We start from the raw sequence: 22,814 nt of genomic DNA, 5'->3' as shown, positions 1-22,814 counted from the left end.
GAACAGAAGGTGCGATACTTCAGTGGGAATAGCAGGAAGGTGAGACACCTTAGACTAGAATGCGCTAAAGCAGGCTCTCCGCCTGCCAAAAGGAAAGCGAGCATCCTAAAGTTGAAATCAACTATTCTACAAGATAAATAGCAACAAAGAATATGAAAACAGATAAAAAAATAAATTTTTAATAATAAGATTATTTGTGTTACATTCAATATAACACAAGTCATTTAAATATTTTGTAAAAAGGAGATGCAACTATGAAAATATTAATATTAGGAGCAAGTGGACTAGTTGGGAAAGCTTTAACGAAGGAATTATCTTCAACTTATGAGGTATATGGTACATATAATCAAACAAAATTAGAAATTGCAGATTCATTCCAACTTCAATGGAATATAGATGAATATAAGAAAATTTCGGATTGGATTGAAAAGATTAATCCGAATATTATTATCTCATGCTTAAGAGGAGATTTTACTACTCAAATAGAAGCACACAAGAATATCGTAAATAAAATAAAATCCACTTCAACGAAATTTTTATTTTGTTCAACGACGAATGTTTTTGATGGTGAAGTAACAAAGCATCATGCGGAAGACGATTTGCCTCGTGCCGAATCTGATTATGGTCAATTTAAGATTAACTGCGAGAATCTTATTAAAGAAGAATTAGGTGAACGCGGGATCATTTTAAGGCTGCCAATGGTTTGGGGGCAAAATTCTCCTAGATTAAATGAAATAAAGGATAAAATTAAGAATGCATTGGAAATTGAAGCTTATGAAAATATCTATTTAAATCATGCTTTAGACAACAGAATTGCCAAACAAGCTCGCATGATTATAGAAAATGATTTAAAAGGAACGTTTCATCTAGCAACAACAGTTATTGAATCTCAATATGCATTCATTAATAACCTAATTGCACAGATCTCTTCTGAAGCAAAAGTAAAATCTTTAAAACTAGAAAATGTAGAAGAATATAATTTTGGTTTATTAATTAACCGAAACGATCTTCCTTCCGATTTTAACTATCAAAATGAAACGTTGATTAAGGAACTTGTCAACTGATAAGACAATCAGAAAATCACATTATTGACTTAAAAGATTAAATATTCTTAATATTTTGATTGTGCGTAGATAATTACTGTCATATACTAATTTTAGTATGAACTTACTATAAAACTACTGGTGGTGAATGGTATGGAGGAACTAAGAGTAAAACCATGGGTGAGTCAATATCCTGAGCAAATACCAACAACATTAGACGACGATTTTGAACTTCTTCCAATTTATTTAAAAAAGACTGCTTTAAAATATCCTAATAAGAAAGCGCTTAATTTCCTTGGGAAAGAAATGACGTTTAATGAAATTTATATTCAATCTTTACGATTTGCAAATTATTTACGAAACTTAGGTATTAAAAAAGGTGATCGAGTTGCAATCATGTTACCAAATAGTCCTCAAGCAGTCATTGCATATTACGGTATACTTTTTGCTGATGCAATTATTGTTCAAACAAATCCCCTATATACCGAACGTGAATTAGAATACCAAATGAACGATAGCGGAGCAGTTGCTATTATTTGTTTAGATTTATTGATTAATAGAGTTTACTCAGTAAAAAAAGCGACTAACCTTCAGCATATTTTCGTTACTGGAGTTAGAGATTATCTACCGTTTGTAAAAAAAATTCTATACCCACTTTCTAAGCAACCTAAAGCACCTGAAATTCCATCAGATCATTCAATTCACCAATTTAATTATATAATGCAAGTATCAGCTCCGATTGAGACGGATTTATCAAATACAAGTATAGATGATGTGGCTATTCTTCAATATACGGGTGGAACAACTGGTTTTCCAAAAGGGGTAATGTTAACTCATAAAAACTTGGCATCAAATACACTAATGTCTGAAAAATGGTTATATAAAAGCCGTAAAGGACAAGAAAAAATTCTAACTGTATTACCATTTTTCCATGTTTATGGAATGACTGCTTGTATGAATCTTTCGATTATGTGCGCATACGAAATGATTATAATACCTAAATTTGATGCTTCTCAAATGCTTGAAGCCATTAAGAAATATCGACCAACACTGTTTCCTGGTGCACCGACAATGTATATTGCTTTATTAAATCACCCTGATCTTTCAAAATATGATATTTCTTGTATACACTCTTGCTTGAGCGGTTCAGCAGCATTACCAGTAGAGGTGCAGGAACAATTTGAAAAAGTGACAGGCGGGAAATTAGTAGAAGGTTATGGATTATCAGAAGCTTCTCCAATAACTCATAGTAATTTTCTTTGGGATAAACGAGTTTCAGGAAGTATAGGAGTTCCATGGCCGAATACGGACGCTAAAATTGTTTCATTGGAAACGGGAGAAGAAGTACCAGTTCGAGAAATCGGTGAATTAATCGTCTCTGGTCCTCAGGTAATGAAAGGGTATTGGAATCGTCCTGAGGAAACGGCTGCAACGTTAAAAGATGGTTGGTTGTTCACTGGAGATTTAGGATATATGGATGAAGAAGGCTTCTTTTATATTGTTGATCGGAAGAAAGACATGATTAATGCTGGTGGATTTAATGTTTATCCAAGAGATGTAGAAGAAGTATTATATGAACATGAAGCAGTACAGGAAACTGTTGTAATCGGAATTCCAGATCCATATCGTGGTGAAACAGTTAAGGCATTTATTGTTTTAAAAGAAGGTAAATTTGTTACTGAGGCCGAACTAGATGAATTTAGTCGTAAATATTTGGCTGCTTATAAAGTACCAAGACATTATGAGTTTAGAAATGAACTTCCAAAAACTGCGATTGGTAAAATATTAAGAAGAACATTAGTGGAAGAAGAAAAACAAAGAAATAGTGAAAATGAAGATACTGAAGAAAAATTATCATAAAAATTTATTTAAGGGATGTTATTTCCTACATCCCTATTTTTATTAATATTTTTTTGAAATTCTACCAAACTAGAATAGTGAAGAATGGTAAAATAAATAAAAAATATAGTTAGAATGATGGTTCATGTTTTTTACAGAAAAATGTATTAAAGGACAATTGACAATTTTCTGATAAGTTAGTATTATGAAAATATGAATGATGATTCATTCACTGTTAAAGGAGTATACGAAGATGAAAAGAGATAAACCAAAATATAAACAAATAATTGATGCTGCTGTTATAGTTATTGCTGAAAACGGTTACCATCAAGCGCAAGTATCAAAAATTGCGAAACAAGCTGGAGTAGCTGATGGAACGATCTATTTATATTTTAAAAATAAAGAATCTATCTTAATTTCTTTATTTGAAGAAAAAATGGGTATGTTTTCCGAAAAAATTCGTGAAGAAATTGCAGGTAATCCTGACGCGGTATCGAAATTATTAACGTTGGTGAAAACTCATTTTCATGAAATGTCGAAGGATTCAAATTTAGCTATCGTCATGCAATTAGAAGTTAGACAAACAAATTTAGACCTTCGTTTAAGGATTAATGAGGTACTTAGAGAATATTTACATATCATTGATTCAATTTTAAATGAAGGTGTAAAAGAAGGTTTGTTTGATAATCAATTAGATATTCGTTTGGCTAGACAAATGATATTTGGCACAATTGATGAAGTGATGACTCATTGGGTAATGACTGGGCAAAATCAAAGTCTACAAGCAAATGCCGAGAGAGTTCACCAATTATTAATAAGAGGGTGCGGGTATCAAAAAGAACGTTCTAGTACAATAGGACAATAGGGAGGAAAAGTTGTGAGCTTACTTCAATGTTCAATTTCGAATGGTGTAGCAATTTTAACAATTCAAAATCCACCAGCAAATGCAATGTCATCAGTAGTATTTGCTGATATAGTTCAACAGTTAAATGAATTAGAAAAAAATGATGATGTAAGAGTTCTAGTATTCCATGGAGAAGGTAGATTTTTTTCTGCTGGTGCGGATATTAAAGAATTTACTTCGTTCAAAAGTGCGGAAGATGCAGCAGCTGTTGCAAGAAAAGGCCAATTAGTATTTGACCGTGTTGAAAATTTCCCTAAACCTATCATTGCAGCAATTCATGGTGCGGCATTAGGTGGAGGACTTGAATTTGCAATGAGCTGTCATATTCGAATTGTTGCAGAGAATGCCAAACTTGGATTACCTGAATTAAATTTAGGGATTATCCCAGGGTTTGCAGGTACACAACGACTTCCACGTTACGTTGGTAGAGACAAAGCGTTAGTGATGTTGGCAACAGCTGAACCAATTTCTGGAGTCGAAGCTGGTAAGTACGGCTTAGCAACGATTGTTGTGCCTGAAGAAAATTTATTAGAAGAAGCTAAAAATTTAGCAATGAAAATTTCTCAAAAAAGCAAACAATCAATTGAATATGTGATTCAACTACTATCATCTACTAGAACTTCTGCTTATCATGAAGCTGTTGAAGAAGAATCGAGATTATTTGGTGAAATCTTCACTACTATTGATGCAAAAGAAGGAATTACGGCATTTTTAGAAAAAAGAAAACCTGTTTTTAATAAATAAGTAGTTTAATATTTTAAAAAATAGATGTAGTTAACATATCCTAGGAGGGTTTAATGATGAACATTTATGTACTATTAAAAAGAACGTTTGATACTGAAGAAAAGATTACAATTTCAAATGGTGCGATTCAAGAGGATGGCGCTGAATTTATTATAAATCCATACGATGAGTATGCAGTTGAAGAAGCAATTCAAATCCGCGATACTCACGGTGGTGAAGTTACTATAGTTACAATTGGAAATGAAGATAGCGAAAAAGAACTTCGCACTGCATTAGCAATGGGAGCTGATAAAGCTGTTTTAATTAACGTTGAAGATGATGTAGAAAATAGTGATCAATTCACAACATCTACACTTATTGCTAAATATTTAGAAGACAAAGACCCTTCAATTATTTTAGCTGGAAATGTTGCAATTGATGGTGGAACTGGTCAAGTAGGACCTCGCGTCGCAGAATTGTTAAATATTCCTTACGTGACTACAATTACTAAATTAGAAATCAGTGGGACAACAGTTACAATTGAGCGTGATGTAGAGGGGGATACAGAAATTATCGAAACATCTCTACCTTTATTAATTACTGCTCAACAAGGGCTGAACGAACCACGTTATCCTTCTTTACCAGGTATTATGAAAGCTAAGAAAAAACCTTTAGATGAACTTGAATTAGATGATTTAGATTTAGAAGAAGATGATGTTCAAGCTAAAACAAAAACAATCGAAATTTATTTACCTGCTAAAAAAGAAGCTGGTAAAGTACTTTCTGGTGACTTAGCTGATCAAGTAAAAGAACTAGTATCTTTATTACGCTCAGAAGCAAAAGTAATCTAATTTATTAGAATATTGGAACAGAATAATAGAGTAATAGAAAATTTTGGAGGGAAATAACATGTCACGTAAAGTATTAGTATTAGGCGAAGTTCGCGAAGGTTCACTACGTAATGTTTCATTCGAGGCAGTAAGTACGGCTAAGACAATTGCTGAAGGTGGAGAAGTTGTTGCCGTTATAGTAGGTCAATCAGTAAATGCATTAGCAAGTGAAATGATTCAATTTGGAGCAGATCGCGCAATCGTTGTTGAAGATGCAAAATTAGCTTCATATACTTCTGATGGCTATTCTCAAGCACTTCTTGCAGTAATTGAACAAGAAAAACCAGAAGGACTTGTAATAGGTCATACAGCTTTAGGTAAAGACTTATCACCTAAACTAGCTGCTAGACTTCAAAGTGGTCTTATATCTGACGTAACTGCTATTGAATTAGCTGGTGGAAATGTTATATTTACTCGCCCAATTTACTCTGGTAAAGCGTTCGAGAAAAAAGTAATGGTCGATCCTTTCATATTTGCGACAATTCGTCCAAATAATATCGCTCCACTAGAAAAAGATACTTCTCGTACAGGAGATGTTACATCTGTAACAGTTGAAATTAAAGACTTACGTTCAATCGTTAAAGATGTGGTACGTAAAGCGAGTGAAGGTGTAGATCTTTCAGAAGCAAAAATCGTTGTTGCTGGCGGACGTGGAGTGAAGAGTGAAGAAGGCTTTAATCCATTAAAAGAATTAGCAACTGTATTAGGCGCAGCTGTAGGAGCATCGCGTGGTGCATGCGACGCTAATTACTGTGATTACTCATTACAAATTGGTCAAACTGGTAAAGTAGTTACGCCTGATTTATATATTGCATGTGGTATTTCTGGTGCCATTCAGCATTTAGCTGGTATGTCGAACTCAAAAGTTATTGTAGCTATCAACAAAGACCCTGAAGCAAATATCTTCAAAGTAGCTGACTACGGTATTGTAGGAGATCTATTTGAAGTATTACCATTATTAACAGAAGAATTTAAAGCAGTTCTAGTTAATTCGTAAGACGTGTGATCTAAACAGTAAAGCAATTTAGAAATAATGCTATCAACAAAAAGGACTTCATTTTGAATGAAGTCCCTTTTTGTTCTTTTCCTTCTATTTAAGATAATGTTTTTTGACTTACTACATTCTAACAATGACTGAGCCGCCGCCACTTGTGACGACTTGATTTTGTTTTTGCTCAATTGATCGAAGTAATTCATTATTTGCTTCAATCGCTTTAACAAGGTTTCCAATTTGATTTTCAAGATTCATAATCATTTGGATGACGTTCTGATTATCCATTTGTACATGACCATGACCATTTCTAGTAGGGTATTGCGGCGGGAAATTCCAAAACGGATGCATACGATTCCTCCTATTCCTAGACCAATGTACAATATAGTACGATTAATTAATTATAAGAGTTCGCCTATTTTTGAAAGAAAAGGTGTCTCTGATTCACTTGAACATTAACATTTCAAAAACATTTAAAGATTACAAAATAAAAAAAGTAATCCTTATAAAATTCAAGGATTACTTTTAAATTTATGAAATAACTTTCGTTAGTCTATTAGCCCCGGATCCAGATTCGTGGCGTTTTTCAATCTTTCTTTCGATTTTTTCAATTTCCTCTTTGTTACTTAGTAAAGATTGTTTATTTTCATTTACTAATTGATTAAATGATTTTCGAAAAGTTTTTCTCATTGTGCCACTCCTATCTATGTTAATTTCTGAATATTATTTCTATATTCAATATTATATTAACATAAAATAAAGAGAAAATTTATTCTATTTATTACAAAATTGTGTCCATAAAAATATAGCTGTTTTTGTAAACATTTTGTTATTTAGTTGATTGACACTCCAGGATGTTTACTTTCGGTGCGGTAAGAGGTAGCTTCCGAAGCAGGACCTCCTGCAAGTCATCTTACCACTCGACACACAGTTAACTCACACTTTCAGCAATTTTCTGTAACAAAACTTTTTTCAAGTCAAAAATCTACAAAAAAGAGTCTGAAAAAATAAAAAAAGTAATTTAAGTTAATTGTCGCTTATATTCTCGGCAGAATAATTTTTTTCGTAAACTTCTACTTCAATACCTTCAGTGTTTATTTTATTTTCAATGTATTTGAATCCGTGAGATAACCAAAAAGATTTAGCTTGAGGATTATTCACCAAAACGCCTAGTCTAAGTGCATGTTTATTTCTTTCCTTCAATAAGTCTTCAAAAAATATGAACGCATTAGTACCAAACCCATAGCCCTGATAATCACCATGAATCATTAATAGTCCAAGCCAAGGAAAACCATCTCTTGGATTTAGTTCAAGAAAATCAATTAATCCTATATAAGTATCATCTAATTTAATAAAGTAAGTTTCACTAGGATGAGATGGCCCAAAATATTCTTCAAAAAGTGCTTTTTTCGACCGATCTAGTTTCCCGTTCTCCATTAAATTGTAATTTGGGTTTGAATTTGTGATTTCTACAATTACATCAATTAAATCTTGTGTAATTTTTTCAAAAGTTATCATTTTTTTTTAGTCCTTTCATCGGTATATCAACAATTTGTTTGGAAATAGTAAGTTTGAGCAAATAAATAGAAAATGCTAATTCTCATATGGTATACTTTCTTTAAAATTATAACAAATTATGTCAATCTACATATTGTACTTATGTAGATTGACCTTAGGAGGAAATTAAATGGCAATTGTAAATGCAACAAACGCAACTTTCGCAGAAGAAACTAAAGAAGGTGTAGTTTTAGTAGATTTTTGGGCAACTTGGTGTGGTCCTTGTAAAATGATTGCTCCTGTATTAGAAGAATTAGCTTCTGAATATGGTGATAAAGTTAAAATCGTTAAAGTTGATGTTGATGAAAATCAAGAAACAGCTGTTAAATTCGATGTAATGAGCATTCCATCATTATTCGTACTTAAAGATGGAGAAGTTGTAGAAAAAACTTTAGGTTTCAAACCAAAAGAAGCTTTAGAAGAATTAATTACTCCTCATATTGGATAATTATTATTTGGAAGAAATGCACTCATAATATGAGTGCATTTCTTTTTTTTACAATTTATTAAAGGGTATGTTGTTACATTGTGTTAATTGGAGAACCATTCTCTTTTCCGTAAATAACAAACAAGCCTCTTTATTCATTCCTCACGGATATACTTTAGTCACACGATATTCTCCAGGGATGTCGTGATTCCGTATGTATTAGTATTTTTTTAAATACAAACATTAAAATAAACGATTGATTTTCATTAAAAAAGTCTAATGTTTTTTATATTGACTATTTTTTTGTCACAGTTTATATTTAATAAGCATTAATATTTAACATACATTAAATATTTATATAGATTAATTTTTAAAGGAGGTTAAGCTTTGCAGATTAAAAATGAGTACATTGAGCGGATTCAGATGGCACTTCAAACTGCAGTTCATAAAATGCAGCCTAAAATGATGGAAAGTATGAATAAGCATGGTGTGACAGCGACACAATTTTTTGTACTAATGTATTTACGAAAAAATGAAAGCTGCAAAATATCTGAAATAGCAGAGTTAATGGGTGTGAAACCAAGCGCGGTATCTTTTATGATTGACCGGCTTGAACATAGCAATTTTGTTTTTCGAGAGCATGATAAAAAAGACAGAAGGGTAGTTAACATTAAATTAAGTGAAGAGGGAGTAAAGAAACTTGAGCTTGTTGTTCAAGATCGAAAAGCTATTTTTGAGAGTTCATTGTTTTCGCTTACAGACGAAGAACTTTTACAATTTGCAAAAATAGCAGAAAAGCTCGCACAATCTGTATCAAAATAATCTTATTAGAAATATTTACAAAATAATTTACTGAATCAGTAATTATATAAAGTAAAAAGCTAGGTAGAGAGAGAAAGGGGATATAAATTTTGAGTACAAATACAAATATTCAAAATGATGGCAATACTACTAATCGTAAATTATTGCTAATTGGTTTAATCATAGCAATGTTTTTCTCAGCTCTTGACGGTACAATCGTCGGAACTGCGATGCCTAAAATTGTAGGGGATCTTGGTGGCTTAAGTCTAATGACTTGGCTAACTACAGCTTACTTATTAACATCTACGACTGTAGTTCCTATAGCTGGTAAATTAGCTGACTTATTAGGACGCAGAAGTGTATATATTGCTGGATTAGTTATCTTTATGGCTGCTTCGGCACTTTGTGGTATTGCAAATAATATGACAGAACTAATTATTTATCGTGGTATTCAAGGTATCGGTGGCGGTGTCATGATGCCAATGGCAATGATCGTAATTGGGGATATGTTTACAGGTAAAGAACGTGCAAAATTCCAAGGGGTATTTGGTGGAATTTACGGTTTAGCATCAGTTATTGGTCCTCAAATTGGTGGATGGATTGTTGACTCATTAAACTGGAAGTGGGTATTCTACATCAATCTTCCAGTAGGTATTCTTGCAACGATTTTTATTGCATTAGGTTTAAAAGGTCGAAAAAATACTGGTCCAATTAATTTTGATATCGCTGGTATGGTAACAATGATCGTTGGTGTTGTTAGTTTACTTCTTGCACTAAGTTTAGGTGGAGTAGACTATGACTGGAATTCTTGGCAGATCATCGGACTATTTGCTTTAGCAATAATCGGAATTATAAGCTTTATTATTGTAGAAAATAAAGCGAAAGAGCCTATTCTTCCAATGCATTATTTTAAAAATAGAACGTTTGTAACATTAAATTTAATTGGTTTCTTTATGACAATTGGAATGTTTGGTGCGATTATGTTTGTACCTTTCTTCATGCAAGGTATAGTTGGCGTAAGTGCTACTGCATCAGGAACGATTATGACTCCAATGATGGTAACAATGATTATTACAAGTATAATTGGTGGTCAACTTGTATTTAAAATCGGAATTAAGCCACAAATAATTACAGGTATGTTTGTAATGGCAACTGGTTTGTTTTTCTTAACGACACTTGATATGGATTCAAGCAAATTAATTGCTACAACTTTTATGGGAGTTATTGGACTTGGATTAGGATTAGTCATGCCAACGATCACATTAGCTCTGCAAGAAACGTTTAGTAAAACAGAACTAGGCGTAGTAACTTCTTCGAGTCAATTCTTCCGATCAATCGGTGGAACTTTTGGAGTGACAATTCTTGGAGCTGTTATGAATAGTAAATCAGGTGCACTTTTAACAGATGAATTAGTACCATTTTTAAATAAATTACCAGAGCAGGCTGCCCCTCTAGCAGATAAATTTAAAGAGACAATTTCAACTAGCCCTCAAGGTGTGTTCCAAATGCTCTTTAATGAAGAAACATTAAAACAAATTCCAACACAAATATTAAAACCTATGCTACCAATTATTAAAACATCACTGATGGAATCGCTGCACGCTGTATTCTTTACAGCATTGATTTTTATCGGAATTGGAGCACTTATAACGCTATTCTTAAATCAAATCAAATTGACAAATAGAAAAGCAGGCGAAAAAGAAAAAGAAGAGAACGTAGAGGTTGAATCAGCGACTTCATGATTATAAATAACGAAAAAACCTATGGAACTAACCATAGGTTTTTTCATTGCTATTTTTTACTTTTAGTTAATTTCCACTCCTGGATGCTCACAAATATCTAAAAAACGTATTTTAACTAGCCATGGTTACCTTGCGATTTTTCATTTTACTTTTACGTTTATTTTTCCAAATAAACCATGATAGTACTAGCCCAGTTCCTGTCAGAATAAACAGACCGATTCCACTTATTAAACCAATAATTCCGGTGTGTAAGTTTTTGACTGAAAATGCAGATTGCTGTACTTTATTTTCACCGAAATTAGGTGCTCCATTTTGGAAAGGAAGCTGCTGATTATCAGTTCCTTGGCCATTCGAAGTAGTATTGTTTCCATTACCATTAGTTTGTTCATTTTGAAAATCAGATTGCTTATTTTCTCCCATTTGATCAGATGGAAATTGTCCTTGCATGGTAATATTTGGGCGTTCCCCTCCTTTATCAAAATACAGAATGATTCCTGTAGTTGATTCAATTAATAAAAATAAAGAAACGATAACACCAATCCAAAAATGAATGATTCTTACTTTTTTCATAATTAATTTTCTCCTCTTAATGTAGTGATTTATAAGAGGTATAGTAAGTGACAATGCTTAATTTTTACTTAATAAATTAAAGTATTTTATGTTTTTTACTCTGGAGATTATAATTAAATAAAGAAACCGTGAGAGGAGGTAGAACATTGAACAATCATTTAAAAGAAAAATTAGCACTTTTACCCGATCAACCAGGATGCTATCTAATGAAAGATGTTCAGGGGACAATCATCTATGTAGGTAAAGCAAAGGTTTTAAAGAATAGAGTTAGATCATATTTTACTGGTTCTCATGATGGGAAGACGTATCGTTTAGTGCAAGAAATCGTTGATTTCGAGTACATTGTAACATCGTCTAATATGGAAGCACTTATTCTTGAAATGAACTTAATTAAAAAATACGATCCTAAATATAATATTATGTTAAAGGATGATAAGTCTTATCCATTTATAAAAGTAACAGCTGAAAAGCATCCAAGATTACTGATCACTCGAAACGTAAAAAAAGACAAAGGGAAATATTTTGGACCATTTCCTAATGTAACAGCTGCTACTGAGACTAAAAAATTATTAGACCGTTTATATCCACTTCGCAAATGTTCTACCTTACCGGACAAAGTTTGCTTATATTATCATATTGGTCAATGTCTTGCACCTTGTATTAAAGAAATCACCGATGAACAAAATCAAGAAATAGTTAATGAGATTGTGCGATTCTTAAATGGTGGCGAGGACCAAATTAGGAAAGAATTAGAAGCAAAAATGTTAGCTGCTTCGGAGCAACTTGATTTTGAACGCGCAAAAGAGTTTAGGGATCAAATCGTATCGATTGAAGCTACAATGGAAAAACAAAAAATGATGAATAGTGATTTAGTAGATCGTGACGTTTTTGGTTTTGCTGTAGATAAAGGCTGGATGTGTATTCAAGTTTTCTTCGTTCGGAGAGGAAAATTAATTGAAAGAGATGTATCATATTTTCCAATTTATGATGAAGCAGAAGAAGAATTTTTATCTTTTATTGGCCAGTTTTATGAAAAGCCACACAATTTGAAACCAAAAGAAATTTTTGTACCAGATAAAGTTGATACAGAAATCATAAAAGAATTATTAAAAACACCAGTTCATCAGCCAAAAAGGGGACCTAAAAAAGAACTTGTAGTTTTAGCCAATAAAAATGCAAAAATTGGTCTGCAAGAGAAGTTTAAATTGATTGAAAGAGATGAAGAGAGAACGATTAAAGCAATTGAAAAACTTGGCGAAATCTTAAATATTGAAACCCCATATCGAATCGAGGCTTTTGATAATTCAAATATTCAAGGTACAAATCCAGTTTCTGCAATGATTGTTTTTATTGATGGAAAACCTTCTAAAAAAGATTATCGAAAATATAAAATTAAAACAGTAGTAGGACCAGATGATTATGATTCGATGCGTGAAGTCGTTAGAAGAAGATATTCAAGAGCTTTAAAGGAAAATCTACCTTTACCAGATTTAATTATTATCGATGGAGGTAAAGGGCATTTGTCTGCAGTTGAAGATGTTCTTCATAATGAATTAGGCTTATTTATTCCTACAGCAGGATTAGTTAAAGATGAAAAGCATCGTACTTCTGAATTATTGATCGGACAACCACCCCAAATCGTTCAACTTGGACGTCAAAGCCAAGAGTTCTTTTTATTACAAAGAATTCAGGATGAAGTTCACAGATTTGCGATTGAGTTTTATCGTCAGCTTCATAGTAAATCCATGGTGCAATCAGCACTAGATGGCATCACTGGTGTCGGCGGTACAAGAAAGAAAGCGTTACTGAAACATTTTGGCTCGGTTAAAAAAATAAAAGAAGCAACAATCGATGAACTAATGGGTGCTAAAATGCCTAAAAACGTGGCTGAAGAAATCTTTAATCATTTTAAAAAGTAATGTGTTTAGGGATTTATAAGTTTGTTAAATGTAATCTTTCTGTCGAATTTTTTCTTGACAGTATTTGCAAAATAAATTATATTTAGTTAAAAATATAAGATTTTCTCTCGTAATAGAGGTGCAAGACTTAAGAGTAAACTGTCATAGACGTGTGGCGTTGTGATGGACAGTTGAAAGGAAGGCTTGCCGAAATGAAATGAATCCACAGTTCATTTTGTTGGGACTACATTTAAGAAGTGTAGTACTGTCGCATATTTTATGCGGGGAGCTATTGAAGAGATGTTGATGGTTTGTCTATTTTATTTCTTATTTGTAAATTAGGCGCGTGAACATTGCTTCACGCGCTTTTTTGTATTCTTTTTTAAGTTAAATAAGTGAGGATGGGTAAAATGGGAATTATTGTTAAGAAATTTGGAGGAACTTCGGTAGGTTCGATCGAACGTATTCAGCATGTTGCTGAAACTGTGACAAAGTCTTATAAAGAAGGCAATAGTGTGGTTACAGTTGTTTCTGCTATGGGACATAATACAGACGAATTAGTTAGTCTAGCTAATCAAATTAGTCCGCAAAATAGTAAGCGAGAATTAGATATGCTTTTATCAACAGGTGAACAAGTTTCAATATCTTTATTAGCTATGGCAATCCAAGCTAAGGGCTTTAAAGCAATTTCTCTTACAGGTTGGCAAGCAGGTATACAAACTGAATCAATTCACGGAAATGCACGTATTGAAACCATTCATACTGAAAGAATACAAAAACTACTTGATGAAGGTTTTATTGTGATTGTTGCTGGTTTCCAGGGAATTAGTGGTGAAAATGAAATAACAACATTAGGACGTGGCGGTTCGGACACTACTGCAGTTGCATTAGCTGCAGCACTGAAAGCAGAACGTTGTGATATATATACAGATGTACTTGGGGTTTATACTACAGATCCTAGAATTGAGCCTGAAGCAGCTAAATTAAGTCATGTATCCTATGATGAAATGTTAGAGCTTGCAGCACTTGGTGCGGGGGTACTGCATCCAAGGGCAGTTGAGTTTGCTAAAAATTATGGATTAATTATTCAAGTTCGATCAAGTCAACATGATGAAATTGGAACGTTTATTGGGGAGGAAAATCAAATGGAACAACAATCAGTCGTAAGAGGAATCGCATTCGAATCAAACGTAACAAGAATGACATTAAATGGTTTACACAACCAAGTCGATTTATTACCAAAAATCTTTACATTACTTGCAAGCGAGGGTATTGATGTAGATATTATTATTCAAAGTGTAACATCAGACAATTTAGTGAATCTTTCATTCTCAATTAAATCTGAAAATATGTTAGAAACGATTACGATACTTGAATCACAAAAAGAATATTTAGGCTATCGTTCATTTGATTTTGAGAGTGAACTAGCAAAAGTATCTATCGTTGGAAGCGGAATGGTTTCGAACCCAGGTGTGGCTGCAAATATGTTTAAATTCCTTGCTGAAAGTAGTATTCCTGTAAAAATGGTAAGTACTTCTGAAATTAAAGTCTCAACAGTCATTCCAAAATCAGAGTTGCAAAATGCAGTTCATGCACTGCATAAAGGTTATGAACTAGATGAAATTAATAACAAAGTAGTAGTAGAAAACTAATAATTGTTTATTGAATCCCTTTTAGAGTTAATCTGAAAGGGATTTTCATATTTAGGCTGTTTTCGTAAACTTCGTTGCTAATAAACATGGAGAAATGTAGATTTCCACTCCAGGATGCTCGCTTTTTCGTGAAGCGTGCGATGATCCTCCTCGGCTCGCCAGTGGGGTCTCATCTGTCACGCTATTCACACAAGGGTCTCGCATATACGAAGAAAAAAATTAATTTATGGTATCAAGATAATATAGTTCATTAAAAAGATTAGAAAGAAATAGAATAGGTAGAAAATAGGTACTAGCTTTTCCCATTAGATTACTACTTTATAAGAAGGGGGGAGTAGAATTTTGGTGATTGGAGGAATTTCTTATAGTAATACGGCTGGACAATTGTTTATTCTAATTATAGTCATTTTATTATTTTTAACTATTTGCCTATATAGCTTAAATTTAATGATTAAAAATATAAAGAAAAATAAACAATTTAATAGAATTAACCGTAAATTAATGAGAGAACATAATCAAGAAAAATTGAAATAAGCCTAATCAAAAATTGATCAGGCTTATTTTTTATATTATTTTTTTGTGATCGGATCTTTTAAATCCCATTTTACATGGAATTTCACTTTATCGCCACGTTTACTTTGTTCTTCATATGTTTCAGCTATTACGTCGATTTGTTGCTGAATTTGCATTGCAAGAAACCCAGACTCTAATTGATATGAGACATTTTTCTTTTGTTGATTTCTGTGTGTAATTAATTCAGAAGTTAATGAGAAAAATACTTCTTGTTTCTTTTCTTCATCAACCGTTAAAGTTCCCCAACCAGCTATTTCGAAAAATTCGATAATTTCCTCAAAAGTCGCTAATGGATATTTTCTCGCTATCATTTTACCCGCCCAATATAATATATCGTGTTGATCTTTTCCTAACAAATCTGCAAGTAAATCATTTCTTAAAATTTCATAACCAAAAGCAGAGATAGTCCCTGGAGTATTAAAAATTTCATTGCCGTTCGTCATGGTCGGATAACTCTCCCTTTCCTAAAAAAACATGATTTTATTATATACAATAATCAATAATAAAAACAATAATAGAAAACCCTTATATTGAAAGAAATAATTATACAATTGAGAAGTCTTTTCAGTAAAGAAAAATGTACGCGTTTTCTTGACCTGTTATATTATCAGGAGTAAAATGAACTTTAGATAAATGTCATAAAAATTTCGACTTTTTATGCATATTACAATGTTTTCTATTTTTTATAGACTAATAGAAGAGGTTAATTTTCATGTTCACAAATTAAAGGGGGCAGGGGTTTACATGAGCAACAAGAATGGACAGGAGTTTTTTCTAAGGAAACTTCATTCATTGTTAGGAGTAATTCCAGTAGGATTGTTTTTAACTCAGCACTTAGTTGTCAATCATTTTGCGACGAATGGAGCAGAATCATTTAACAAGGCTGCTGAATTTATGGCGAATTTACCATTTCGTTATGTGTTAGAAATTTTTATCATTTTATTACCGATCTTATACCATGCTATTTATGGACTGTACATTGCTTTTACAGGCACTAGCAATGTTAAAAATTATGGATATTTGCGTAACTGGTTATACTTATTCCAACGTATTTCCGGAGTAATTACTTTAATCTTTATTACTTGGCACGTGTGGCAAACACGTATTGCGGCTCAATTAGGAGCGGAAGTTAACTATGATATGATGGCGGATATTTTCACTTCAAAATTCATGTTAATTTTCTATATTGTAGGTGTTATTTCAACAATTTTCCACTTTGCTAATGGATTATGGTCATTCTGTGTTTCTTGGGGAATAACTGTAACACCTAGATCGCAACGCATTTCCACATATGTTACTTTAGGAATTTTCGTTGCTTTATCAATCGTTGGATTACGTGCGATTTTTGCATTCATTGATCCGCAGCTAGCAAACATGTAAGGAGAGAGAGACATGAGTGGAAAAGTAATTATCGTTGGTGGCGGTTTAGCTGGATTAATGGCTACAATTAAAGCCGCTGAAGCTGGTACAAAAGTAGATTTATTTTCATTAGTTCCTGTTAAACGCTCACATTCAGTATGTGCGCAAGGCGGAATTAATGGCGCAGTTAATACAAAAGGTGAAGGTGACTCTCCTTATGAGCACTTTGATGATACGATTTATGGTGGAGACTTTTTAGCGAACCAACCACCAGTTAAAGCATTAGCAGAAGCAGCACCTGGTATTATTCATATGATGGACCGAATGGGTGTAATGTTCAACCGTACACCTGAAGGACTTTTAGACTTCCGTCGTTTTGGTGGAACTCAATATCACAGAACAGCGTTTGCTGGTGCAACTACTGGTCAACAGTTATTATACGCACTAGATGAGCAAGTTCGTCGATACGAATCAGAAGGTCTAGTTCAAAAGTTTGAAGGCTGGGAGTTTTTAAAAGTTGTTGTTGATGATGAAGGCGTATGTCGTGGTATCGTTGGACAGAACTTAACTTCTATGGAAATTGTAAGTTTCCCTGCTGATGCAGTAATTATGGCTACAGGTGGACCTGGTATTATCTTTGGTAAAACAACAAACTCGATCATTAATACAGGATCTGCAGCAGCAGCTGTTTACCGTCAAGGAGCAACTTATTCAAATGGAGAATTTATTCAAATTCATCCAACTGCAATCCCTGGTGATGATAAAAACCGCTTAATGAGTGAAAGTGCTCGTGGAGAAGGCGGACGAGTTTGGACATATAGAGACGGTAAGCCATGGTACTTCCTGGAAGATAAATATCCTGCTTACGGTAATCTTGTACCAAGGGATATCGCTACACGTGAAATTTTCTCAGTATGTGTTGACCAAAAACTTGGAATCAACGGAGAAAACATGGTGTATTTAGATTTATCACATAAAGATCCAAAAGAGCTAGATATTAAGCTTGGCGGAATCATTGAAATTTATGAAAAATTCACTGGTGATGATCCTAAAAAGGTACCAATGAAAATCTTCCCTGCAGTTCACTATTCTATGGGTGGATTATGGGTGGATTATGATCAAATGACTGCAATTCCAGGATTATTTGCAGCTGGTGAGTGTGATTATTCAATGCACGGTGCAAACCGTTTAGGTGCTAACTCACTTCTATCAGCAATTTACGGCGGTATGGTTGCAGGACCAAACGCAGTAAAATATGTAAATGGATTAGCGAAGTCAACTGATGATATTTCATCTTCAGTATTTGATTCTCATGTTGGAGAAGAAAAAGAAAAAATGAATCGTATCCTTTCTATGGACGGTAAAGAAAATGCTTACCTTCTACACAAAGAACTTGGAGAATGGATGACAGACAACGTAACAGTTGTTCGATTTAATGATCGTTTATTAAAAACTGATGATAAAATTCAAGAGCTTCTTGAGCGTTACCAAAACATTAATATTAATGATACTGCTAAGTGGAGTAACCAAGGTGCTTCATTTACACGTCAGCTTGAAAATATGCTTCATTTATCACGAGTTATCACATTAGGTGCATATCACCGTAATGAAAGCCGTGGTGCACATTACAAACCTGAATTCCCAGAACGTAATGATGAAGATTTCTTAAAAACAACTATGGCTAAATTTGATGAGAAGTTAAACTCACCAATTTTCCACTATGAAGAAGTAGATACATCTTTAATCCAACCAAGAAAACGTGATTATTCTAAGAAGAAGGAGGACAAACAAAATGCATAATGGAACAATGACTGCTGAAAAGACGATTACGTTAATTATTAAACGTCAAGATTCACCAAACACGGCGCCTTATGAAGAAACATTTAATGTCCCTTATCGTCCGAATATGAACGTAATCTCAGCATTAATGGAGATTCGTAAAAATCCAATTAATGCAAAAGGTAAAGAAACTACTGCTATTTCTTGGGATATGAACTGTCTTGAAGAAGTATGTGGTGCATGTTCGATGGTAATCAATGGAAAACCACGTCAATCATGCTCTGCTCTAGTTGATAAATTAGAACAGCCGATACGTCTTGAGCCAATGAGTACGTTCCCAGTAGTTCGTGACTTACAAGTAGATCGTAGTCGTATGTTTGACTCTCTAAAACGTGTTAAAGCATGGATACCAATCGATGGAACACATGATTTAGGACCTGGACCAAGAATGCCAGAAAGAAAACGTCAATGGGCATACGAATTATCTAAATGTATGACTTGCGGAGTATGTTTAGAAGCATGTCCAAACGTTAATAGTAAATCGAACTTTATTGGACCAGCACCACTTTCACAAGTTCGTTTATTCAATGCACATCCAACTGGTGAGATGAATAAGGAAGAACGTCTACATGCAATTATGGGTGATGGAGGACTTGCTAACTGTGGTAACTCACAAAACTGTGTTCAATCTTGTCCAAAAGGTATTCCTTTAACAACTTCAATTGCTGCGTTAAACCGTGCTACAACAATTCAATCTTTCAAAGATTTCTTTGGTAGCGACGAAATTTAAAGTTAATCAAGACATGTCCAAAATGGACATGTCTTTTTTATTTAATCTCTTTTCTAAACGATTGCTGCTTTTAAATAGGATGTTTGTAACTTTATAGACAGAAGTTGATTGTATCGGATATGCGAGACTCCTGTGGGAGTAGCGGGAAGGGTGAGACCCCGTAGGCTTGGCGAGGAGGCTCAGCTCATGCCCCACGGAAAAGGGAGCATCCTGGAGTGAAAATCAACTAATAAACGCTCGAAAAGCAAGAAAGTATAAGAAAACAGTCATTTCATTATTTGGGATAAAATTAATTACTTTAAGAAGGCTCTGATTTTTGAATAAGCATCCCTTTTTTAAAAGTCAGGATTTGAATATTTTAAAGGGTATAATTCTTTCAAAAAAATGAATGAATACTCATTCTTTTTCTGAAAATTAATGTATAATATTATTATTAATAAGGAGTGTGATCAAATGGCGAAAATGAATTATATTTCAAATATGAATGAATGGCAGGCAGAATTTAAATTTAAAATTACAGTAAAAGTTCGATTTAGTGAAACAGATATGTTTGGTCATATGAATAACAATGTACCATTTACCTATTTTGAAGAAGCACGCATTGAATTTTTAAATTATCTTGGCTTCATGCAGGAGTGGACAGCTAAAAATAGTGAAATAATACCGGTTGTTGCAGATTTACAATGCGACTTTTTACAGCAAGTTTACTTCGATGAAAAAATAGATGTCTTTGTTAAAGTTTCCAGTATAGGAAATTCATCAATTGACATTCATTATATGGGAATTAATCCAAATGGAGCAATTTGTTTCACAGGTCGAAATTCGATAGTGAACATGAACAGAAATACTGGACGAAGTGAAAAGTGGCCGAATGAATGGAAAGCAAAGCTTCAGAATGAATTAAATATAGTAGTGAGTGTTTAAACTTGATAATATTGTTGCATACTTAATAATAGAAGCATAGTATAATAAAACATTTTGATTATTCTTAAGATGAGTACTTGAAGAATTTGATTACATTCTATATAATACTTTTATATGAATAATGTATAAGCAAAGATCAAGGACACGAGCGTTCAAGACGATAGTTAAGAGAGGAATTCAAATGGTGCGAGAATTCTCTATACGTTGAATGACTTACCACCTTGTAGCTATAGTGGGGAACGTATGATTACTAGTAACTGCTATCGGTGCAGACCGTTAAAACGTTGAGATTTTTGTATGTTTTTTTTGCGTACATTTAATTAGGGTGGAACCACGAGCACATTCGTCCCTACGAGTGTGCTCTTTTTATTTGCAAAAAATTAATTTAAAAAAGGAGTGAACTTAATGATTTCAATTAAATTACCAGATGGATCAATTCGCGAGGTGGAAAAAAACACGACAGTAGAAGACTTCGCTGGTTCAATCTCCATTAGTTTAAAGAAAAAAGCCCTTGGTGGTAAAATTAACGGAAAATTAGTGGATTTAAATACACAACTTACTGAAGAGTGTGAAGTACAGATCATTACTCAAGATGATCCAGAGGGAGTAGAAATGATGCGCCATAGTTCAGCGCATATTTTAGCTCAAGCTGTTAAGCGTCTTTACAAAGATCAAAAAACTGCTTTTGGTGTAGGTCCTGTAACTGCTGATGGTTTTTATTATGATATTGATCTACCTGTTTCAATTAAGGTTGAAGATTTACCAAAAATTGAAAAAGAAATGGAAAAAATCATTAAAGAAAATTTACCAATTACACGTTCAGAAGTTAGTCGTGAGGAAGCAATTAAATTCTTCACTGAATTAGATGATGAATTTAAATTAGAATTAATTCGTGATTTACCGGAAGATGTAGTTATCTCAATGTATGCTCAAGGTGAATTTGTTGACCTATGCCGTGGACCACATGTTCCATCTACTGGTAGAGTAAAAGCAATTAAACTTTTATCTGTAGCAGGTGCATACTGGAGAGGCGATGCAAATAATAAAATGCTTCAACGTGTATATGGTACTGCGTTCCCAAGCAAAAAGGAATTAGAAGAACATTTACATTTATTAGAAGAAGCTAAAAAGCGTGACCATCGTAAATTAGGTAAAGAACTTGAATTATTCATGTTTTCTGAAGAAGCACCTGGTATGCCATTTTTCTTACCAAAAGGTACAATCATTCGTAATGAATTAGAACAATATGAGCGTGGTCTTCAAACTCGTAAAGATTACCAGGAAGTTCGTACACCATTTATCATGAACCAACGTTTATGGGAACAATCAGGTCACTGGCACCATTACCATGAAAATATGTACTTTACTGAAGTTGATGACATAAACTTTGCATTAAAACCGATGAACTGCCCAGGTCATATGTTAATTTATAAAAATAAATTACATTCATACCGTGATCTACCAATCCGTATGTGTGAAAATGGTCAAGTACACCGTCACGAATTCTCTGGTGCTTTAAATGGTATGATGCGTGTTCGTACTTTCACTCAAGACGATGCACATATTTTCTGTCGTCCAGATCAAATCGAAGGCGAAATTATTGAAGTAATTAACTTAATAAAAGAAATTTATGGCGTATTTGGATTTACTTATAAAGTGGAATTATCTACTCGTCCAGAAGATTCAATGGGTTCTGAAGAATTATGGAATTCTGCAGAACAAGCGTTAGAAAATGTTCTTAAATCTGAAAATCTAGATTTCAAACTAAATCCAGGCGATGGTGCATTCTATGGACCAAAAATAGATTTCCATATTCAAGATGCATTAAAACGTAGTTGGCAATGTGCAACAATTCAATTAGATTTCCAAATGCCGGAAAAATTTGATTTAACTTATGTTAATGAAGATAATCAAAAAGATCGCCCAGTTGTAATTCACCGTGCGATTTACGGTTCGATTGATCGCTTCTTAGGGATCTTAACTGAACACTTTGCTGGAGCATTCCCATTATGGTTAGCGCCAGTTCAAGTAGCTGTACTTCCTATTTCAAGCGTTCATAATGAATATGCAGAAAAACTAGCTAGTCAATTAAAAGATGCAGGTATCCGAGTAGAAGCTGACTTACGTGGTGAAAAAATCGGATACAAAATCCGTGAAGCACAACTGCAAAAATTACCTTATATGTTAGTGGTAGGTGATCAAGAGGTTGAAAATAATGCGGTTGCAATTCGTAAGCGTGGCGAAGGTGACATCGGAACTCAGTCATTCGAAAGTTTCTTAGAAATGATTAAGCAACAAAAATTAGAAAAAGTTATGTTTTAATTTATAAATCCTCTATCTTATTGATAGAGG

General features: G+C 33.5%; 22 protein-coding genes and 1 riboswitch. Of the genes, 17 read left to right on the top strand and 5 right to left on the bottom strand.

What is annotated here, in order from left to right:
- Positions 1-254 precede the first annotated feature (254 nt).
- The 6 genes from B7R65_RS11570 (at position 255) to B7R65_RS11545 (ending at position 6,396) form a co-directional block, all read left to right on the top strand.
- Entirely contained in the window at positions 255-1,064 is an 810-nt protein-coding gene (locus B7R65_RS11570; protein ID WP_088042943.1) for a sugar nucleotide-binding protein, read from the top strand.
- A 132-nt stretch (positions 1,065-1,196) separates the two neighbouring features.
- Positions 1,197-2,903: an AMP-binding protein gene (locus B7R65_RS11565; protein ID WP_088042942.1), complete on the top strand. Its 1,707-nt coding sequence runs from the start codon at positions 1,197-1,199 to the stop codon at positions 2,901-2,903.
- 232 nt (positions 2,904-3,135) lie between these two features.
- Entirely contained in the window at positions 3,136-3,747 is a 612-nt protein-coding gene (locus B7R65_RS11560; protein ID WP_483861139.1) for a TetR/AcrR family transcriptional regulator, read from the top strand.
- 12 nt (positions 3,748-3,759) lie between these two features.
- Entirely contained in the window at positions 3,760-4,530 is a 771-nt protein-coding gene (locus B7R65_RS11555) for an enoyl-CoA hydratase (RefSeq protein WP_088042940.1), read from the top strand.
- A 56-nt stretch (positions 4,531-4,586) separates the two neighbouring features.
- The gene (locus B7R65_RS11550) at positions 4,587-5,360 is read left to right on the top strand and encodes an electron transfer flavoprotein subunit beta/FixA family protein (protein WP_088042939.1); all 774 of its coding nucleotides are present in this window, start codon (positions 4,587-4,589) and stop codon (positions 5,358-5,360) included.
- A 58-nt stretch (positions 5,361-5,418) separates the two neighbouring features.
- Positions 5,419-6,396: an electron transfer flavoprotein subunit alpha/FixB family protein gene (locus tag B7R65_RS11545; protein WP_088042938.1), complete on the top strand. Its 978-nt coding sequence runs from the start codon at positions 5,419-5,421 to the stop codon at positions 6,394-6,396.
- 120 nt (positions 6,397-6,516) lie between these two features.
- Here B7R65_RS11545 and B7R65_RS11540 read toward each other — a convergent pair whose 3' ends face one another.
- The 3 genes from B7R65_RS11540 to B7R65_RS11530 all read right to left on the bottom strand — a co-directional run bounded on the left by B7R65_RS11540 (position 6,517) and on the right by B7R65_RS11530 (position 7,908).
- Complete coding sequence (locus tag B7R65_RS11540; protein ID WP_088042937.1) at positions 6,517-6,741, bottom strand: hypothetical protein; 225 nt, start codon at positions 6,739-6,741, stop codon at positions 6,517-6,519.
- Positions 6,742-6,921: 180 nt separating this feature from the next.
- The gene (locus B7R65_RS11535) at positions 6,922-7,080 is read right to left on the bottom strand and encodes an FbpB family small basic protein (protein WP_088042936.1); all 159 of its coding nucleotides are present in this window, start codon (positions 7,078-7,080) and stop codon (positions 6,922-6,924) included.
- A gap of 336 nt (positions 7,081-7,416) precedes the next feature.
- A complete protein-coding gene (locus tag B7R65_RS11530) occupies positions 7,417-7,908 on the bottom strand; it encodes a GNAT family N-acetyltransferase (protein WP_088042935.1) in 492 nt (163 codons plus the stop codon).
- Between the two features lie 169 nt (positions 7,909-8,077).
- Between B7R65_RS11530 and trxA the strand changes: the two genes are divergently transcribed.
- The 3 genes from trxA (at position 8,078) to B7R65_RS11515 (ending at position 10,917) form a co-directional block, all read left to right on the top strand.
- Complete coding sequence (gene trxA / locus B7R65_RS11525) at positions 8,078-8,395, top strand: thioredoxin (RefSeq protein WP_088042934.1); 318 nt, start codon at positions 8,078-8,080, stop codon at positions 8,393-8,395.
- 366 nt (positions 8,396-8,761) lie between these two features.
- Positions 8,762-9,196 carry a MarR family winged helix-turn-helix transcriptional regulator gene (locus B7R65_RS11520; RefSeq protein WP_088042933.1) on the top strand — a complete coding sequence of 145 codons (435 nt, stop codon included), beginning with the start codon at positions 8,762-8,764 and terminating at the stop codon, positions 9,194-9,196.
- 89 nt (positions 9,197-9,285) lie between these two features.
- The gene (locus B7R65_RS11515) at positions 9,286-10,917 is read left to right on the top strand and encodes an MDR family MFS transporter (protein ID WP_373419571.1); all 1,632 of its coding nucleotides are present in this window, start codon (positions 9,286-9,288) and stop codon (positions 10,915-10,917) included.
- 111 nt (positions 10,918-11,028) lie between these two features.
- Here the strand turns inward: B7R65_RS11515 and B7R65_RS11510 are convergent, their stop codons facing one another.
- Positions 11,029-11,487, bottom strand: coding sequence for a PepSY domain-containing protein (locus B7R65_RS11510; protein WP_088042932.1), 459 nt, complete (start codon positions 11,485-11,487; stop codon positions 11,029-11,031).
- 146 nt (positions 11,488-11,633) lie between these two features.
- Here B7R65_RS11510 and uvrC point away from each other — a divergent pair, with 146 nt between their 5' ends.
- The 3 genes from uvrC (at position 11,634) to B7R65_RS11495 (ending at position 15,571) form a co-directional block, all read left to right on the top strand.
- A complete protein-coding gene (gene uvrC, locus B7R65_RS11505; RefSeq protein ID WP_088042931.1) occupies positions 11,634-13,406 on the top strand; it encodes an excinuclease ABC subunit UvrC in 1,773 nt (590 codons plus the stop codon).
- A 105-nt stretch (positions 13,407-13,511) separates the two neighbouring features.
- Positions 13,512-13,685, top strand: a riboswitch (Lysine riboswitch).
- Between the two features lie 110 nt (positions 13,686-13,795).
- Positions 13,796-15,037 carry an aspartate kinase gene (locus B7R65_RS11500; RefSeq protein ID WP_088042930.1) on the top strand — a complete coding sequence of 414 codons (1,242 nt, stop codon included), beginning with the start codon at positions 13,796-13,798 and terminating at the stop codon, positions 15,035-15,037.
- Between the two features lie 342 nt (positions 15,038-15,379).
- Positions 15,380-15,571, top strand: a complete 192-nt coding sequence (locus tag B7R65_RS11495) for a hypothetical protein (protein WP_088042929.1) — start codon at positions 15,380-15,382, stop codon at positions 15,569-15,571.
- 35 nt (positions 15,572-15,606) lie between these two features.
- On the opposite strand, the gene B7R65_RS11490 is transcribed toward B7R65_RS11495, so the two are convergent.
- On the bottom strand, positions 15,607-16,053 hold the full coding sequence (locus B7R65_RS11490; RefSeq protein ID WP_088042928.1) for a YslB family protein: 447 nt from the start codon (positions 16,051-16,053) through the stop codon (positions 15,607-15,609).
- 301 nt (positions 16,054-16,354) lie between these two features.
- Here B7R65_RS11490 and B7R65_RS11485 point away from each other — a divergent pair, with 301 nt between their 5' ends.
- From B7R65_RS11485 to thrS, 5 genes are all read left to right on the top strand, one after another.
- A complete protein-coding gene (locus B7R65_RS11485; RefSeq protein WP_088042927.1) occupies positions 16,355-16,990 on the top strand; it encodes a succinate dehydrogenase cytochrome b558 subunit in 636 nt (211 codons plus the stop codon).
- Positions 16,991-17,002: 12 nt separating this feature from the next.
- Positions 17,003-18,769 carry a succinate dehydrogenase flavoprotein subunit gene (sdhA, locus tag B7R65_RS11480; protein WP_088042926.1) on the top strand — a complete coding sequence of 589 codons (1,767 nt, stop codon included), beginning with the start codon at positions 17,003-17,005 and terminating at the stop codon, positions 18,767-18,769.
- A 7-nt stretch (positions 18,770-18,776) separates the two neighbouring features.
- On the top strand, positions 18,777-19,538 hold the full coding sequence (sdhB, locus tag B7R65_RS11475) for a succinate dehydrogenase iron-sulfur subunit (RefSeq protein WP_088043211.1): 762 nt from the start codon (positions 18,777-18,779) through the stop codon (positions 19,536-19,538).
- Positions 19,539-19,991: 453 nt separating this feature from the next.
- Positions 19,992-20,462, top strand: coding sequence for an acyl-CoA thioesterase (locus B7R65_RS11470; protein WP_088042925.1), 471 nt, complete (start codon positions 19,992-19,994; stop codon positions 20,460-20,462).
- Positions 20,463-20,867: 405 nt separating this feature from the next.
- Positions 20,868-22,784, top strand: coding sequence for a threonine--tRNA ligase (thrS, locus tag B7R65_RS11465; RefSeq protein WP_088042924.1), 1,917 nt, complete (start codon positions 20,868-20,870; stop codon positions 22,782-22,784).
- Positions 22,785-22,814: the final 30 nt, after the last annotated feature.

The sequence above is a fragment of the Bacillus sp. EAC genome, from assembly GCF_002156875.1.
GTDB lineage: Bacteria > Bacillota > Bacilli > Bacillales > Bacillaceae_G > Gottfriedia.
This window is presented reverse-complemented; position numbering and strand designations above follow the sequence as displayed.

Excerpts from the sequence above, each read along its gene's own strand:
- B7R65_RS11570 (WP_088042943.1), top strand. The coding sequence starts at position 255 with ATGAAAATATTAATATTAGGAGCAAGTGGACTAGTTGGGAAAGCTTTA.
- B7R65_RS11560 (WP_483861139.1), top strand. The coding sequence starts at position 3,136 with ATGAAAAGAGATAAACCAAAATATAAACAAATAATTGATGCTGCTGTT.
- B7R65_RS11565 (WP_088042942.1), top strand. The coding sequence starts at position 1,197 with ATGGAGGAACTAAGAGTAAAACCATGGGTGAGTCAATATCCTGAGCAA.
- B7R65_RS11470 (WP_088042925.1), top strand. The coding sequence starts at position 19,992 with ATGGCGAAAATGAATTATATTTCAAATATGAATGAATGGCAGGCAGAA.
- B7R65_RS11490 (WP_088042928.1), bottom strand. The coding sequence starts at position 16,053 with ATGACGAACGGCAATGAAATTTTTAATACTCCAGGGACTATCTCTGCT.
- sdhA (WP_088042926.1), top strand. The coding sequence starts at position 17,003 with ATGAGTGGAAAAGTAATTATCGTTGGTGGCGGTTTAGCTGGATTAATG.
- B7R65_RS11550 (WP_088042939.1), top strand. The coding sequence starts at position 4,587 with ATGAACATTTATGTACTATTAAAAAGAACGTTTGATACTGAAGAAAAG.
- B7R65_RS11530 (WP_088042935.1), bottom strand. The coding sequence starts at position 7,908 with ATGATAACTTTTGAAAAAATTACACAAGATTTAATTGATGTAATTGTA.
- thrS (WP_088042924.1), top strand. The coding sequence starts at position 20,868 with ATGATTTCAATTAAATTACCAGATGGATCAATTCGCGAGGTGGAAAAA.
- B7R65_RS11485 (WP_088042927.1), top strand. The coding sequence starts at position 16,355 with ATGAGCAACAAGAATGGACAGGAGTTTTTTCTAAGGAAACTTCATTCA.
- B7R65_RS11540 (WP_088042937.1), bottom strand. The coding sequence starts at position 6,741 with ATGCATCCGTTTTGGAATTTCCCGCCGCAATACCCTACTAGAAATGGT.
- sdhB (WP_088043211.1), top strand. The coding sequence starts at position 18,777 with ATGACTGCTGAAAAGACGATTACGTTAATTATTAAACGTCAAGATTCA.
- B7R65_RS11545 (WP_088042938.1), top strand. The coding sequence starts at position 5,419 with ATGTCACGTAAAGTATTAGTATTAGGCGAAGTTCGCGAAGGTTCACTA.
- B7R65_RS11510 (WP_088042932.1), bottom strand. The coding sequence starts at position 11,487 with ATGAAAAAAGTAAGAATCATTCATTTTTGGATTGGTGTTATCGTTTCT.
- B7R65_RS11535 (WP_088042936.1), bottom strand. The coding sequence starts at position 7,080 with ATGAGAAAAACTTTTCGAAAATCATTTAATCAATTAGTAAATGAAAAT.
- B7R65_RS11500 (WP_088042930.1), top strand. The coding sequence starts at position 13,796 with ATGGGAATTATTGTTAAGAAATTTGGAGGAACTTCGGTAGGTTCGATC.
- trxA (WP_088042934.1), top strand. The coding sequence starts at position 8,078 with ATGGCAATTGTAAATGCAACAAACGCAACTTTCGCAGAAGAAACTAAA.